The following is a 15254-nucleotide window of genomic DNA, read 5'->3' as shown; positions in this document are numbered from 1 at the left end:
CGAGGGATCATGTCCGATCCGTGCATCTCCCATATCGAACTCGACGAGGCGACCATTCTGTGGCGCAACGCCGATATCGAACAGGAACGGCGCATCGCCATCTTCGATCTGATCGAAGACAACGTCTTCAAGCCCCTGCGCGCCTATGAAGCCGGTCACGTAGGGCCTTATCGCCTGCGGCTTTCGGTGCGCGACGGGCGCCTCTCGCTCGAAATCGCGGACGAGGCCGGCGGCGCGCTGGAAACCATGGTGCTGGGCCTTGCCCGCTTCCGCCGCCCCGTGCGGGAGTACTTCGCGGTCTGCGAAAGCTACTATCAGGCGATTCGCAAGGCTTCGGCCCAGGAGATCGAGACCATCGACATGGCCCGGCGCGGTATTCACAATGCCGCCGCCGAACTTCTGCTCGAACGCCTCGAAGGCAAGGTCGAGACGGACCACCCCACCGCACGCAGGCTTTTCACGCTGATCTGCGTCCTGCATATTCGCGGCTGAGGGGGCTCCCATGGCAAGGAAAGGCTCGGCCGCAAAGGCGCGCGCGCGCATCGTATGGCGAATCGCCGCGGTTCTGCTGCTTCTGGCGATGCTGGCGGGCGCATGGGGCTGGTGGCACGTTCGCCACTGGACACCGGATCGCGGCCTCTATCCGATGCAGGGGGTCGAGATCGGTGCCTCCGACGGCGAGGTGAACTGGAAGTCGCTCAAGGCGATCGGCGTGAACTTCGCCTATATCGACGCGAGCGCCAGTGTCAGCGCCTTTGCCCGTGACCCGCGTTTCGTCGCCAATTTCGTGGCGGCCAAGGCGGCCGGGCTGCAGGTGGGAGCGGTCCACCGCTACGATCCGTGCCAGCCTGCCGAAATGCAGTCCGCCAACTTCGTGACCACGGTTCCGCGCGATGCGCAATTGCTGCCGCCGGTGATCGATCTCGATATCGTGGCGGACGGTTGCCCTGCCAACGTTTCCGACGCCAAGGTCGAGAGCGAACTGATGACCTTCATCAACCAGATCGAGACCCATGCGGGAAAGCCGGTGATCCTCAAGGTCAGCAAGCAGTTCGAATCGCGCTACCGGATCGCGGCCAAGCTGGATCGCAACCTCTGGCTGTCGCGCGATCGCTTCCTGCCGGATTACGGCGGCCGTCCATGGTCGCTGTGGACTGCGAACCGCTCGCTTTCGAACGATATTGCGCAAGGCGGGCTCCGCTGGGTAGTGGTGCAGCCATGACCACCGCATCTTCCCCGTCTTTCGCCGCCGAACAGCGCGACGCCCTGCTCGTGGCCGCGCGCGAGGCCGCCGGCCGCGCCTATGCGCCTTATTCGAAGTTCCACGTCGGCGCCGCGCTGCTCATGGCGGATGGCTCGGTCGTCACCGGCGCCAATGTCGAGAACGCCAGCTACGGGCTCTCGCTCTGTGCCGAGACGGTGGCGGTTTCCGCCATTCTCTCCTCGGGCGAGTTCCTTCGCAACGGGGGCAAGCTGGAAGCGGTTGCGGTGACGGGCGGCGCGCCCGGCGCGGCAGGGCAGGGTGACACTGTCACCCCCTGCGGCCGCTGCCGCCAGGTCCTGAACGAAATCGCGCAGATCGGCGGCACCGATCCGCTGGTCTGGTGCGATGGGCCGGACGGCGTGCTGGAAATGCGCTTGTCGGAATTGCTGCCGCACGCCTTCGGACCGGCTAACCTCCTGTAAGACAAGCCCGATCGAACAGGCAGCCCGCGCCGCGTCACTTGGTCCGTTTCGGAGTGACGTGGAAGGGCATCGTTTCGTCGGAATCTTATTGTCAACCAAATCGGTTGAGTTATGGTGCGCAGACAGTCGGGACGTAGACAGAGTCGACCGGCGGTATCCCCAACAGCGTTGGAGCACCACCATGACAAACTATCGCTATCCCAGTGAGCAGGACCATGTGCCCCTCATTCTCCTCGTGCCCGGCGCTCCCCTTGCCGAAGGGCACTGGATGAACCGCTGGGCCCGGTGGAGCGAACATTGCCGCGTGCTGGAGCTTGGCCTCTGGGACGAACCGCACCGCAATACCTGGGTCAACAAGCTCAACCTCGCCGTCCGCCGTGCCGACCGCCCGGTCGTGATCGTGACCGACGATATCGCCGCGCTGGCGCTCGCCTGGTGGGTGGAGTTCGAAAGCGTGGGCAAGGAAAACCCGGTGCTCGGCGCGATCGTCGTCAATCCGCCGAACATGGACCTTCCCGGGGCCGACCGCCGCTTGTCCCGCTTCGGCGCCTGTCCGCGCCAGCCGCTGCCGTTCACGTCCTTCATGGTCGGCGATCTCGACGCGCCCATGGCGCAGCAACGCTCGATGATCCGCCTCGCCAAGGACTGGGATTCCTTCCCGGTCTGCGACGATACACGCGGTGACTGGGCGTCCGGCTGGATGATTCTGCAGAGCGTGCTGGGCGAAGTTCCCGCCGCTTCGTTCTCGCCGGGATGGAGCTACGACGAGAATCTGGCGGTGAAGCAGGCCTTGCGACAGTGGGCGGGCATCTGAATATCCGGCGGTGAACAGATAGCGCAAAAACAGGAGGCAGGGGCCGCGGCCCCTGCCGTCCGCTCATGCCGCCTTACTTCCCTTCGCGCTCGACGAACCACTCCAGCAGCGCGCCCATGCAATCCTTGCCGAGCTGTGCCGAGCGTTCCGGGCTCCAGCCCTGGCGCGGGTCGGCGGCTTCGTCGTGGTCCTTGAAAGGCATTTCCAGTGTCATCGACACCGCGCCGAAGCGTTCGGCAAGCTGGTTGGTCGACATCGTGAGGTTGCCCTTGCCCGGCTGGGCGAGCGAGTAGCCGAGCTTCGTCTGGAAGTCCGGCGTGCGGCGTTCGAGGATCGAGGCGTACCGGTCGTAGCCTTCCTTCTGCTCGGGCTTGAGCGAGGGAATGCCTTCGAATCCGGCAAGGAACACCGCGGGAATGGCCTCGTCGCCGTGGATGTCCATGGCGAAGTCCACGCCGGTTTCGTCCATGGCGGCCAGCACGGCCAGCACTTCGGGCGACTTTTCGGGGCTGGGCGTGGCCCACTCGCGGTTGAGGTTCACGCCGGCCGCATTGGTGCGCAGGTGGCCGCGCGCCGAGCCGTCCGGGTTCATGTTGGGCACGACGTGGAAGCGGCAGCGCTTGCGCAGTTCGCGGCCCACCGAATCGGCGGGGTCCGCCAGCACTTCGAGCGCGCCTTCCATCCACCATTCCGCCATCGATTCGCCGGGATGCTGGCGGGCATAGAGCCAGACCTGCGAGAGACCTTCGCCCATCGAGAGGCAATCGAGCGGACGGCCGTCGAGCGTGGTGCCGAGCAGGCGGTATTCGACATCCTCAAGCCCGGCGAGCGAGGAGACGAGGTCGTGGTGGCGCTCCATCGAATAGGGCGCGAAATAGGCGAACCACGCCAGTTCGCCTTCGGGCGTGTGGCGGATGGTCAGGGTGCCGCCATCCTCGCTGGCGCTCCACGAAGTGTCGGTACGGCCCCAGAACTGGCGATCTTCCGAGGCGCAGGCGCGGTAGCCGGGCCAGCCCATCGGGTAGGCGGAGCCGTTGAGGCCGGTGATCTTGAGAGTCAGTTCCTCTCCGGCGATGCTCTGGCCGGGCGCGCCGCTGACGCGGAAATGGAACCACTGGAAGAAGTCCGATTCGTGATCGCGCCGGATCTTCAGGCGGGCCGTGGTGCCCTGGGTGGAGAGGACTTCGATGTTGCCGGAATCGAAAGCGGAGGAGATCTGGATGCTGGTCATTTCACCAGGATAGTTTCGCCCGACTTGCCCGGAAACCCCTTGAACAGCGCTTCGGCCATTTTTGCGGCGCCCAGCGATGTCTGGGCGACGGGCGCCTTGGAGCCGACGGTGAAGGCGGCGCGGCCTTCCCAGATGGTGCGGCCGCCGGGGCGGTCCTTGATCATGACCTGCATCCGCGTCTCGACCTGCTCCTGCGGCTTGCCGGCAAGGTTGATGCCGAGGCCGAGCCCCAGGCCCGATCCGTAGGAGCCGGTGCTGCCGCCCACGCCCACGGAAACCGGGCTGCGCTCGCGGCCCGGCTGGTAGCTGCGCCGTTCGACGGAGAGCACGGCGACTTGCGGATTGGCGACGGCCTCGCCCGGCAATGCCTGCCGATAGCCGACTTTTGCGAGTTCCTGCGCGACGGCGGCGGCATAAGTGCGGAATTCGAGGCTGGAGGCGTCCTGCGGGTTGGCGGGATCGACGCGAATCACGCCGCTGCCGAGGCCGGGTGCGTCGGCGGCGCTGAAGCGGGTCACTTCGACCGGGCCGACCTGCGCGGCGCACCCGCCAAGCGTCAGTGCCGCGGCGAGGAAGCAGGCTGCGGTCAGGGTGCGGTTGGTGCGGATCATGCAAGGCTCTCCCGGGGGCAAGTGTCTATACGATAACCCTTATCGCACGCCGGAGCCATGAATAAGGTCGGTCAGTCTGCCGGGCTGTCGACGAGGTCCGCCTTGGGAAAACCATCGAAGAGGGCGGACGCCAGCTTTCCGGCGATTCGGTAGTCGGGCCACTTGTCGTCACCTTCGCGGGTGGCGATCGTGGCATAGCCTTCCCAGAGCACCTTGCCGCTCGCCTTGTCGACGATGCGCGTGTCGAGGCGGGTGCCGATCAGCGCCGAACGCGGCTTGGTGAGGTCCACGTTGACGGCAAGGCCATAAGCCGAACCGCGGTTGCTGACGCCCATCGCGGCGGTGCCGCTGACGGGGCTGCGCTTTTCCTCGGCCGGGGTCAGCACCTGGCGGCTGATCTTGAGTTCGGCGACCTGGCCACCGCTTTCGTCCTTGTGCTGGGTATCGTATCCGGCACCCACCAGCGCCTCCACGATGGCGGCCTCGTAAGCGGCGCGCTCCGGGCCGGGGACCCATTGGCCTTCGCCCGAATCGGATTCGACCGCGACGATTCCCTTGCCCAATTCGGCGGCTTCGGGGCCGGGCGCGACGAATCGGCTGACTTCGACGCGGCCTTCGCGCGAATCCTGCGTGCGATTGCGCGACGAGATCGGCGCACCGATGGGACCGCCCATCAGCGGATCGCCCCAACCGTCTCCCCAGCCGGGGCCATATCCGCCCCACGGCGAACCCCAGCCCGGACGGGCCTGAAGTGCGGGTGCGGCCAGCAGGGCTGCGGCCATGCCGGTGGCGAGAATCGCGGCTTTGAACGTCTGCATGGTGTTCCGGGTCCGAAGAATCGATTGGCTAAGAATCAGTTGGGTCGCACCCGAACCTGAGTTATGAGCCCTCGCGATTGCCCGTAGATGAACGGGAAAAGCGCGGGTCAGGCCATGAGAAATGGGCTCTTGCGCTTGACTTTGCAAGCCGTCACCCGTAACGGCGCCACTTCAATTTTCGGGCGGCCAGTCATTATTGGAACAACCGCCGGACCACGCAGACGAGACATGACATGAAGATTCGCAACAGCCTGAAGTCGCTCAAGGGTCGTCACCGGGACAACCGCGTGATCCGCCGTCGCGGCCGTACCTACGTCATCAACAAGACCAACCGTCGCTTCAAGGCCCGCCAGGGCTGATTCGGCTGCCTGTCCATGCCACGCGGCGGGGACCATAAGGCGGACGGGCGACTACGTCGGTGACATGAGGCCCCCGCCATTCGCGGGGGTCTTGTCATGTCTGCAGTCTACGTAAACGATCCTGCCCAAGGCGCCGCCGTAGAGGCGGTCGTCTTCGATGTCGGGCGCGTCCTCGTCGAGTGGGACATGCGCCTGCTCTTCGCCAAGCTGATTCGCGAGCCCGAACGGCTCGACTGGTTCTGCGCGAACGTCGTTACCGAAGAGTGGCACTTCCAGCATGATGCCGGCCGCGACCTCGCCGAGATGGTTGCCGAACGGAAGGCCGAGTATCCCGGCCACGATGCCCTGATCGACGCTTACGCCACGCGTTTCCTCGAAACGATTCCCGGCAACGTGCCCGGCAGTCACGAGATCGTGCGCGAACTGGCGTTCGGCGGGATGCCGCTTTTCGCCATCACCAACTTCGCCAGCCCGTTCTGGCGGGAATACCGCGCGTCGGAGCCCCTGTTCGACCTGTTCGGCGACATCGTCGTCTCGGGCGACGAGAAGCTGGCGAAGCCCGATGCGCGCATCTTCGATCTCGCCGCGCGGCGGTTCGGCCATGCGCCCGGCGCGATGCTGTTCATCGACGACAATGCCGCCAACATCGCCGCCGCCCGCGATCTTGGCTGGCAGGTGCATCACTTCCAGAACGCGGCTGCCTTGCGCGCGGATCTCGGCGCGCGGGGGCTGCTGGCCTGAGCTGTGAAGGGCGGGGCGCTCGAACGGATCGATTAGCCAACCCGCTTAGCACCTGCCGCACAGGCCAAAGCTGCGGCCATTTCCCGGAGCGCTGGGTATTCGACCAATTCGGTCCGATTTCCGCCAATTCGCGCAGTAATTTTTCTTTCGCACTTGCAGCGTAACCGCTTGGCAAGTCCGTTTCCATGTTGCATCACATGGACAAACGGGAGTCACAATGACGGCTACGGGCGGAACCAATTACGACGAAATGCTCAACGAGGACGGGTCGGTCAGGCCTGCCTATGCAGACTTCAGGAATTGGTACGACTCGCAGGACAAGACCTGGCTGAAACGCCAGGATGCCGAGGCCGAACGCTTCTTCCGCCGCATCGGAATTACCTTCAACGTCTACGGCGACGATGCCGCCGAAGAGCGGCTTATCCCGTTCGACATGATCCCGCGCATCATCACCGCGCGCGAATGGCGCAAGCTGACGCGGGGGATCGAGCAGCGGGTGAGGGCGCTCAATGCCTTCCTCCAGGATCTCTATCACCGGCAGGAGATCATCCGGTCCGGCCGCCTGCCGATCTCGGCCCTGCGCGACAATGAAGCCTTCCTCACGCAGATGATCGGGATGACGCCGCCGGGCGGCGTCTATACCCATATCGTCGGCATCGATCTCGTCCGCACCGGGCCTGACGAATTCATGGTGCTGGAGGACAACGCCCGCACGCCGTCCGGTGTCTCGTACATGCTCGAGAACCGCGAAACGATGATGGCGATGTTCCCGGAACTGTTCACCAGGATTCCGGTGCGCCCCGTGTCGGACTATCCGCGCCGGCTTGCCCGTTCCCTGCGCGCCTGCGCGCCGCCCGCCTTCAAGGGATCGGGCCGGCCGACGGTCGCGGTGCTGACGCCGGGCATCTATAACTCGGCCTATTTCGAACATGCCTTCCTTGCCGACCAGATGGGCGCGGAACTGGTGGAGGGCAGCGACCTGCGCGTGGTGGACGGGCGCGTCGCCATGCGCACGACCACGGGCTACAAGGCGATCGACGTCATCTATCGCCGAGTGGACGACGATTACCTGGACCCGCTCAGCTTCAATCCCGATTCGGTGCTGGGCGTGGCGGGGATCATGGATGTCTACCGCGCGGGCGGCATCACTATCGCAAATGCGCCGGGCACCGGCATCGCCGACGACAAGGCGATCTACAGCTACATGCCCGAGATCGTGGAGTTCTATACCGGAGAGAAGCCGATTCTCTCCAACGTGCCGACCTGGCGCTGCTCGGAGCCGGATGCGCTGGCCTATGTGCTCGACAATCTCGCCGAACTGGTCGTGAAGGAAGTCCACGGTTCGGGCGGCTACGGCATGCTGATCGGGCCGACCTCCTCGAAGAAGGAACTCGCCGATTTCGAGGCCAAGCTGCGGGCGCGGCCGGACAATTACATCGCCCAGCCCACGCTCTCGCTTTCCACGGTGCCGATCTTCACCAAGGAGGGGCTGGCGCCGCGCCATGTGGACCTTCGCCCGTTCGTGCTGGTCTCGCCCGACGGCATCGACATCACGCCCGGCGGGTTGACCCGCGTGGCGCTCAAGAAAGGATCTCTGGTGGTCAATTCCTCGCAGGGCGGCGGCACCAAGGACTCTTGGGTGCTGGACGAATGAAGGGCCCTGAACGAGCGAGGGCGCGCTGATGCTGGGCCGGGCCGCCAACGGCGTATACTGGATGAGCCGCTATCTCGAACGCGCGGAAAATACCGCGCGGTTGATCGACGTCGGCTTTCATCTCGCGCTGACCCGCGGGAACAAGCACTCGCAGGACGAGGAGTGGAAGTCGGTCCTGACCACCACCGGCCTGATCGAGGACTACCGGGCGAAGCACTCGGACATCACCGGGACGCAGGTGTTCAACTACATGCTGCGCGACAAGGACAATCCCGGTTCGGTGCTCGCCATGCTTGAGAATGCGCGCACCAATGCCCGCATGGTGCGCAACAGCCTGACAAACGCCGTGTGGGAAACCACCAACGAAGGCTGGATGCACTTGCGCGACCTGCTTTCGCGGCCCGTGCGCGAAACCAGCCTGGGCGAGGTGCTCACCACGATCCGGCGCACCGGAACGCTGGTGCGCGGCGCGCTCGAAGGCACGATGCTGCGCAACGAGGTGTTCAACTTCGCGCGCATCGGCACCTTCATCGAGCGGGCGGACAGCACCGCGCGCATCCTCGATGTGAAGTATTACGTGCTGCTGCCCTCGGCGGCGTGGGTCGGTTCCAGTCTCGACAATGTGCAGTGGGATACGCTGCTGCGCTCGGTGGCGGGCAACCGCGCCTATTCGTGGCTCAATGCCGGCGCAATGGACCCGCGGGGGATCGCGCGCTTCCTGATCCTCGACGGCCAGTTCCCGCGCTCTCTGTTGTTCTGCTACGAAAAGATCCGCAGCAACATGGCGGGGCTCGCCAAGGAATACGGGCACGAGACTTCCGCCCATGCGTTGGTCCGGCAGGCCGGAGACGCCCTGCACCAGACCACGATCGAGAATATCTTCGAAGTGGGCCTGCACGAATTCCTGCAGGACTTCATCGGCAAGACCACGCGCATCGGGGGCGCCATCGCCGCCGATTACCGGTTCATCGAATAGAAGGACAGCCACCCGTGCTTCTGACCGTTACGCATACCACTCGCTATGCCTTTGCCGGGCCGGTCACTCACGGGCTGCAGCGCCTGCGCCTTAAACCCAAGACCACGCATGGGCAGGAAGTGCTCGACTGGCAGATGGAGATCGAGGGCGCCCGGCCCGAGGCGCAGTACGACGACCATCACCAGAACCATACCGCGCTCGTCTCGATCGAGCCGGGCACGCCCGAGGTCATCGTAACCTGCAAGGGCACGGTGCGCACGATCGACAACAGCGGCATCACCGGCGCGCACAGCGGTCACACCCCGCTCTGGTGCTTCCTGCGGCCGACCGTGCTGACCCGCGCGGGAAGCCGGGTGCGCTCGCTGCTGGCTTCTGTCGATGCGGATCGCGCCGATACGCTGGGCTTCCTCCACGCCCTGTCGAGCGCGGTGGCCGAGGAGATCGAGTATCTCCCCGGTTCCACCGATGCGGAGACGACGGCGGAACAGGCGCTCGCCGCCGGAAAGGGCGTCTGCCAGGATCATGCGCACGTCTTCATCAGCGCTGGTCGCCTGCTCGATATCCCGATGCGCTACGTCGGCGGTTATCTTCGCATGAACGACCGGGTGGAGCAGGAAGCCGGGCACGGCTGGGCCGAGGCGTATATTCCGGGGCTCGGCTGGGTCGGATTCGACGTTTCCAACGCGATCTGCCCGGACGAACGGTACATCCGCGTAACCAGCGGTTGCGACTATGCAGAGGCCGCTCCGATTACTGGTATCGCGATGGGAGCGGGGGAAACGCGGCTCGACGTGCATTTGTCGGTGGCCGAGAACCTGCTAGGACAGCAGCAACAGCAGTCCGCAAGCGGCGGGCAACAACAGAGACAGGGCGGCTGAACGGCCGCACCCCCGCATCGGTCGCGCGGGGCGAAGGATTTCAGGGGTTAGAACTTCCATGACCTATTGCGTGGGCATGATGTTGGATCGCGGGCTCGTATTGATGAGCGACACCCGCACCAACTCCGGCGTCGACAATATCTCGACCTTCCGGAAGATGTACCACTGGGAGCTCCCCGGCGAGCGCGTGATCTCGGTGATGACGGCGGGCAACCTCGCCACGACCCAGGCGGTGATCAGCCAGTTGGAGGAACGCAACAAGGCCCCGGCGGAACGGCACAATTCGCTGCTCGAAGCGCCGACCATGTTCCAGGTGGCCACTATCGTCGGCAATCTCCTGCAGGACATCATTTCCGAACGCGCCGCCGATAACGGCCAGAGCGCGGCTTCCGGCACGTTCAGCGCCTCGATGATCGTCGCCGGCCAGATCAAGGGCATGGAGCCGCGCCTGTTCCTGATCTACCCCGAAGGCAATTTCATCGAAGCCAGCTTTGATACGCCCTTCTTCCAGATCGGTGAGACCAAATACGGCAGGCCGATCCTGATCCGGGGCTACGAGCGTTCGATGACGTTCGAGGCGGCGGTGAAGCTGCTTTGCGTATCGTTCGATTCGACGCTGAAAGCCAATCTCTCGGTGGGCCTCCCGCTCGACCTGCTGGTGCTGGAGCAGGACCGCTTCACGCCGCTGCACGAGCGGCGCATCGACGCGGGCGATCCCTATTTCCAGTCGGTTTCCACCGGCTGGGGAGAGGCCTTGCGGCAGGCCTTCGATTCGCTGCCGGACTACCGGATGGAAACGAAGCTCGACACGTCGGTCTAAGGAAGGGGCCCCGTCCCCGCCGCCTAGGTCGTAAACTCATAAACGGCACCATCGAGGCGAGCTGGAAGCCATTTGGACGTCCCTTCGGCATTTGACCAAAATGGCCCAGCGCTGCGTTGGGAAGTCTTGAAATATCGACATATTCCAGCGCCTTCCCTCCTGGCGCTGAGCCATTTTGCCTCAAACCTCGATGGCGCCGTTTATGAGTTTACGACCTAGACTCTCTGCCCCAGATGCTCGGCCAGACTTTCGAAGTCGCCGGCCGAAGCCCGCCAGGTGGCCGCGAACAGCCCGTGTTCGCCGAACAGGGCGCGCGGCATTCCGCCGGGGCCTTCCTCGCGCCAGAGATCGGCAAGACGGACGGCCATCGGGTCATCGACCGGGCCCCAGTTCACGGCGTTGTCGCCGCGAACGTGGCGCATCCATGCCGCCAGCGCCGAGAGGATCGCAGGGCAATGCCTGCCTTCGGCCTGGTTGGCGGCAAGCGTTTCCAGCCAGCGCTGCGGGATCTTCTGGCTGCCGTCCATCGCGATCTGGATGAGCCGATGCTGGAGCGCCGGATTGGCGAAGCGTGCCAGCAGGGCCTCGGCATAGGCGTCCAGATCCTGTCCCGGCGCGGCTGCGATGGTCGGCTGGGCCTCGACGCGCATCAGGCGTTCGATCAGCGGGCGGATCGCCGGATCGGCGACTGCTTCGTGAACGAAAGCATGGCCGTGCTCCAGCCCGAGGTAGGCCAGCGCCGAGTGCGCGCCGTTGAGCATCCGCAGCTTGGCCGCCTCGTAAGGGGCGACATCGCCGACGAGCTGCGCGCCCACGGCTTCCCACGCGGGGCGGGGACCGGCGAACTTGTCCTCGATCACCCACTGGCTGAACGGTTCGGTCATCACCGCGCCCTGATCCTCCAGCCCGGTGGCCGCGGCGACCGTCTTGCGGTCGGCAGCGGTGGTGGCGGGGACGATGCGATCGACCATGGAGCAGGGGAAGGCGCAATGCGCGGCGACCCATGCGCCGAGTTCGGGGTCGTGGCGCGCGAGGTATTCGGCCATGAGCCGCTCAAGCTGGCGGCCGTTATCGGCAAGATTGTCGCACGAGAGCAGGGTCAGGCCGGGAAGGTCCGCGTTGCGGCGGCGGCGCAGGCCTTGTTCGAGGAAGGCATAGACGCTGCCGTGGTGCGCGAGGAAGGGTTCGAGCGAGCCGTCCGCCGCGCGGCAGTAGCCCTTCTCGGTGATGGTGAAAGTGACGATCCGCGTTTCCGGCGCGGCAAGAGCAGCGATGACGGCTTCCGGTTCCTCGCTGGCGACAAGGACGCGGCCGACCGATCCGATCACCCCTGTCTCGTTGCCCGCGGCCGAGCATTCGGTGAGGGTATAGAGGCCGTCCTGCGGGTTCATCTGGCGCGCCACATTGGCGGATCGCAGCGATACGCCGGTGATCGCCCAGTCCCGGTCCCCGGCCGCCATCGCCCGGTCCGTATACCAGGCCTGGTGGGCGCGGTGGAAGGCGCCGATGCCGAAGTGGACGATGCCCGCCGCCTGCGCGCCCCGCTCGTAACGGGGGCGCGCGATGTCGGCGGGAAGCTGCGGCAGGCTCGCAGTGGAAAGTCTCACAAACGATAGGCCTTCTTCACGAGATTGTAGGTAAGGTCCTGCGCCAGTTCGGCCGCTTCCCAGTCCTCGATGCGGTGCTCGACGACGAGTTCCGCAAGGAACCCGCAATCGATCCGGCGAGCAACGTCATGGCGCGCGGGGATCGACAGGAAGGCCCGTGTATCGTCGTTGAAGCCGACCGTATTGTAGAAGCCTGCGGTTTCGGTGGTCATGCGGCGGAACCGGCGCATGCCTTCGGGGCTGTCGTGGAACCACCATGCCGGCCCGAGCTTGAGGCAGGGATAATGCCCGGCGAGCGGCGCCAGTTCGCGGGCATAAGTGCTTTCGTCCAGCGTGAAGAGAATGATCGAGAGGCCGGGCTCGTTGCCGAACCTGTCGAGCAGGGGCTTGAGATTGGCCACATATTCGGTGCGCGAGGGGATGTCGGCGCCCTTATCACGGCCGAAGCGTTCGAAGACGCGGGCATTGTGGTTGCGGAAGGCGCCGGGGTGGATCTGCATGACGAGGCCGTCGTCGAGGCTCATCGCCGCCATTTCGGTGAGCATCTGGGCGCGGAACAGTTCGGCGTCCTCGGCGGTGAAGTCCGCGCTGGTGACTTTGGCGAACAGGGCTTCGGCCTCGGCGCGCGGGAGATCGGCGGTTTTCGGGGTCGGGTGCCCGTGATCGGTCGAGGTAGCGCCCATTTCCGCGAAGAAGCGGCGGCGCTGGCGATGCGCGGCAAGGTATCCGTTCCAGGTGAGGCAGTCCTCCCCGGTGAGTTCGGAAAACCGGCGCAGGTTTTCGCGGAAACCCTCGAACTCGGGATCGACCACCGGATCGGGGCGATAGGCGGTGACGACCTTGCCCTTCCAGCCCCCGGCACGCGCATTGTCCGCCCGGATCGCGGCATGGTGTTCCAGCGTGTCGAGCGGGCTTTCGGTCGTGGCGATCACTTCGATGCCGTAACGGTCGAACAGGGCGCGGGGGCGGAAGCTGTCGCTCGCCAGCATCTCGGTGATGGTGTCGAAATAGAGATCGCTGGTTTCGGCCGAGAGCTGCACACCCATTCCGAACGCTTCGGCGAAGACCCAGTCAAGCCACATGCGGGAGGGCGTGCCCCGGAACAGGTGGAAGTTCTCCGCCAGCAGCCGCCAGGCCGCGCGCGGATCGACGCCGGGATTGCGCACGCCGAGCGATTCCATCGGGATGCCCTGCGAATAGAGCATGCGGAACACATAATGGTCCGGCACCAGCAGCAGTTCGGTGGCATTGCCGAATGTCTCGTTCGCGGCGAACCAGCGCGGGTCGGTATGGCCGTGCGGACTGACGATCGGCAGTTTCGCGACGCTTTGGTAAAGCTCGCGGGCGATTGTTCGCGTGGCGGGCTCGGCCGGGAGGAGCCGGTCGGGATGCAGGTCGAGGGGGCGGAGCATCAGTCTTCCAGTGCTGTGAATCGGAAATCGCGGAACTTTGCCTCGCCCGGACCGGCGGCATAGAGGCCCGGCCGCAGCATGAGGAAGCCGCCGCGAACATTGTGGTGATAGCCGGACACTTCCATGCCCCGGTCGAACCGCTTCCATGTCTTGCCGCCGTCTCCCGAGGTGTGGAACGAGACGATGTGGCGGCGATTGGTGAGGCGCATCTTCATGCGGCTTCCGTGCGGATTGGCGGGGCGGCCGCGCTCGTTGCCGTATTGGTGGGTGACGAAGCGGGTCTCGTCGAAGCCGAGCCCGGCATAGAGCTTGTCGTCATAGAACAGCACCAGGCCGGCGGTGCCGCCGGGCGCCAGTTCGATATCGCATTCGAACCGGTAGCTGGTATCGCCCGCGATCAGCAGCAGCGGTGAGCCGCTCGACGGGGCGAGGCCCTTGCCCGCGAAATGCAGCGCGCCGCCTTGCACGCGCAGGCGGCTGGATTCGTCGGGGGCGGGGCGGAAGAACGACCATTTCGAACCCAGCGCCAGCGGCTTCGAGAAATCGTCCGACAAGGCCATGCCGTGCGGCAGGGGGCTGGCGATCCTAGGCACCGGCAGCGGCTGGGAAAGGTCGCCGCCGGTCATGCGGAACCAGCCGTCTTCGGTCCATTCGATGGTATCGAGCAGGCACTGGCGGCCAAGCGTCCAGTAGCCGTTCTCGAACCCGTGGTAGAGCGTGTACCACTTGCGGTCCGGCCCCTCCACCAGGGAGGCATGCCCGCGCGACCACCAGGCCTCGGACTGGTCTTCGGTGCGGACCAGCGGATTGCCGGGATGCTGCTCCCACGGTCCGTGAATCGAACGGGCGCGGGCGGCGATCACCATGTGCCCGGTCGGCGGACCGGCCGTGCCGCCCACCGCCGTGAGCATGTAGAACCAGCCCCCGTGGCGGTGGATCTTGGGGCCTTCGGGCGAAAAGCCCTCGACATCCCAGTCCTCCGGGTAGTGCCACGGGTCGTAGACATGCTCCACCTTGCCCGCCAGCGAGAGGCCGTCGTCGGACAGCCGCACGCGGTCTCCGCCCGAAAGGAACAGCCAGCGCGAGCCGTCCTCGCCCACGGCGTGGCAGGGGTCGATATGATCGTGCAGGCCCAGCGGTTTCGGATCGCTCCACGGGCCGTCGATGTGATCGGCCCAGATCACGTATATCTCGTTGGGCTCCGCCTTGACCGGGATGTAGAGGAAGTAGCGGCCCTTGTGCTTTTCCAGGCTGACCGCCCAGACCGAGCCGATGTTGCGGGTGAGCGCGGGCTTCCTCGGCTGCCAGTTCACCAGATCGCGGCTGTGCCAGATGGTAAGACCGGGGTAGGAATCGAAGCTGGAGAAGGTGAGGTAATAATCCTCGCCATCCTTCAGGATGGCCGGGTCGGGCCGGTCTCCGGAGAGGACCGGATTGAGCATCGTTCCATTCCCGAGGTCGGCGATGCGCTGGCCGTCAAATCCGCGCCGCCAGTGGCGTGCGGGAGCCGGGGCGGGCGCTGGAGGAGCAATCCCCGCCCCGGTCTCCCCTGCGGCAGCCTCTCTCCCCGCGAGAGTGGGTGCCGCAAGGCCGATACCGCCCAGCAGAGCGGTCTTGAGTGCGTCGCGTCTGTCCATGGTCATCCTG

At 65.5% G+C, this 15254-nt stretch carries 16 protein-coding genes; 10 read left to right on the top strand and 6 right to left on the bottom strand.

From position 1 onward, the window contains the following. The first annotated feature begins 9 nt into the window (after window positions 1-9). From ACLIMP_RS15550 to ACLIMP_RS15535, 4 genes are all read left to right on the top strand, one after another. Window positions 10-492 carry a UPF0262 family protein gene (locus ACLIMP_RS15550; RefSeq protein WP_185996769.1) on the top strand — a complete coding sequence of 161 codons (483 nt, stop codon included), beginning with the start codon at window positions 10-12 and terminating at the stop codon, window positions 490-492. 10 nt (window positions 493-502) lie between these two features. After that, on the top strand, window positions 503-1222 hold the full coding sequence (locus ACLIMP_RS15545; protein WP_185996770.1) for a glycoside hydrolase family 25 protein: 720 nt from the start codon (window positions 503-505) through the stop codon (window positions 1220-1222). Continuing rightward, window positions 1219-1686 carry a cytidine deaminase gene (locus ACLIMP_RS15540; protein ID WP_132469253.1) on the top strand — a complete coding sequence of 156 codons (468 nt, stop codon included), beginning with the start codon at window positions 1219-1221 and terminating at the stop codon, window positions 1684-1686. Before ACLIMP_RS15545 ends, ACLIMP_RS15540 begins: the two co-directional genes overlap by 4 nt. 181 nt (window positions 1687-1867) lie before the next feature. After that, on the top strand, window positions 1868-2500 hold the full coding sequence (locus ACLIMP_RS15535; protein WP_324696636.1) for an RBBP9/YdeN family alpha/beta hydrolase: 633 nt from the start codon (window positions 1868-1870) through the stop codon (window positions 2498-2500). A 73-nt stretch (window positions 2501-2573) separates the two neighbouring features. Here ACLIMP_RS15535 and ACLIMP_RS15530 read toward each other — a convergent pair whose 3' ends face one another. The 3 genes from ACLIMP_RS15530 to ACLIMP_RS15520 all read right to left on the bottom strand — a co-directional run bounded on the left by ACLIMP_RS15530 (window position 2574) and on the right by ACLIMP_RS15520 (window position 5160). Beyond that, a complete protein-coding gene (locus tag ACLIMP_RS15530; RefSeq protein WP_132469254.1) occupies window positions 2574-3731 on the bottom strand; it encodes a M14 family metallopeptidase in 1158 nt (385 codons plus the stop codon). Continuing rightward, window positions 3728-4342, bottom strand: a complete 615-nt coding sequence (locus tag ACLIMP_RS15525; protein ID WP_185996772.1) for a DUF4136 domain-containing protein — start codon at window positions 4340-4342, stop codon at window positions 3728-3730. The genes ACLIMP_RS15530 and ACLIMP_RS15525 overlap by 4 nt, the downstream gene beginning before the upstream one ends. A gap of 71 nt (window positions 4343-4413) precedes the next feature. After that, window positions 4414-5160, bottom strand: a complete 747-nt coding sequence (locus ACLIMP_RS15520; protein ID WP_054439161.1) for a DUF4136 domain-containing protein — start codon at window positions 5158-5160, stop codon at window positions 4414-4416. Between the two features lie 233 nt (window positions 5161-5393). Between ACLIMP_RS15520 and ykgO the strand changes: the two genes are divergently transcribed. From ykgO to ACLIMP_RS15490, 6 genes are all read left to right on the top strand, one after another. Beyond that, on the top strand, window positions 5394-5519 hold the full coding sequence (gene ykgO / locus ACLIMP_RS15515) for a type B 50S ribosomal protein L36 (RefSeq protein ID WP_004210176.1): 126 nt from the start codon (window positions 5394-5396) through the stop codon (window positions 5517-5519). Between the two features lie 96 nt (window positions 5520-5615). After that, on the top strand, window positions 5616-6260 hold the full coding sequence (locus ACLIMP_RS15510) for an HAD-IA family hydrolase (protein ID WP_324696613.1): 645 nt from the start codon (window positions 5616-5618) through the stop codon (window positions 6258-6260). A gap of 217 nt (window positions 6261-6477) precedes the next feature. Continuing rightward, on the top strand, window positions 6478-7914 hold the full coding sequence (locus tag ACLIMP_RS15505; RefSeq protein ID WP_132469255.1) for a circularly permuted type 2 ATP-grasp protein: 1437 nt from the start codon (window positions 6478-6480) through the stop codon (window positions 7912-7914). Window positions 7915-7942: 28 nt separating this feature from the next. Beyond that, on the top strand, window positions 7943-8890 hold the full coding sequence (locus ACLIMP_RS15500; RefSeq protein ID WP_185996775.1) for an alpha-E domain-containing protein: 948 nt from the start codon (window positions 7943-7945) through the stop codon (window positions 8888-8890). 14 nt (window positions 8891-8904) lie between these two features. Continuing rightward, entirely contained in the window at window positions 8905-9768 is an 864-nt protein-coding gene (locus ACLIMP_RS15495; protein WP_185996776.1) for a transglutaminase family protein, read from the top strand. A 58-nt stretch (window positions 9769-9826) separates the two neighbouring features. Beyond that, the gene (locus ACLIMP_RS15490; RefSeq protein WP_054439171.1) at window positions 9827-10588 is read left to right on the top strand and encodes a proteasome-type protease; all 762 of its coding nucleotides are present in this window, start codon (window positions 9827-9829) and stop codon (window positions 10586-10588) included. 215 nt (window positions 10589-10803) lie between these two features. On the opposite strand, the gene ACLIMP_RS15485 is transcribed toward ACLIMP_RS15490, so the two are convergent. Genes ACLIMP_RS15485 through ACLIMP_RS15475 form a run of 3 tightly spaced genes read right to left on the bottom strand, consistent with a single transcriptional unit; the run spans window position 10804 to window position 15250 of the window. Continuing rightward, window positions 10804-12195, bottom strand: coding sequence for a mannitol dehydrogenase family protein (locus ACLIMP_RS15485; protein ID WP_324696606.1), 1392 nt, complete (start codon window positions 12193-12195; stop codon window positions 10804-10806). Continuing rightward, entirely contained in the window at window positions 12192-13607 is a 1416-nt protein-coding gene (gene uxaC / locus ACLIMP_RS15480; protein ID WP_054439175.1) for a glucuronate isomerase, read from the bottom strand. Before uxaC ends, ACLIMP_RS15485 begins: the two co-directional genes overlap by 4 nt. Then, entirely contained in the window at window positions 13607-15250 is a 1644-nt protein-coding gene (locus ACLIMP_RS15475; protein WP_324696603.1) for a family 43 glycosylhydrolase, read from the bottom strand. The genes uxaC and ACLIMP_RS15475 overlap by 1 nt, the downstream gene beginning before the upstream one ends. Between the last annotated feature and the right edge of the window lie 4 nt (window positions 15251-15254).

The organism is Novosphingobium aeonii, from assembly GCF_052279045.1.
Lineage (GTDB): Bacteria > Pseudomonadota > Alphaproteobacteria > Sphingomonadales > Sphingomonadaceae > Novosphingobium.
The sequence above is the reverse complement of the archived record's forward strand: the minus strand, read 5'-3'. Positions and strand labels throughout refer to the sequence as shown.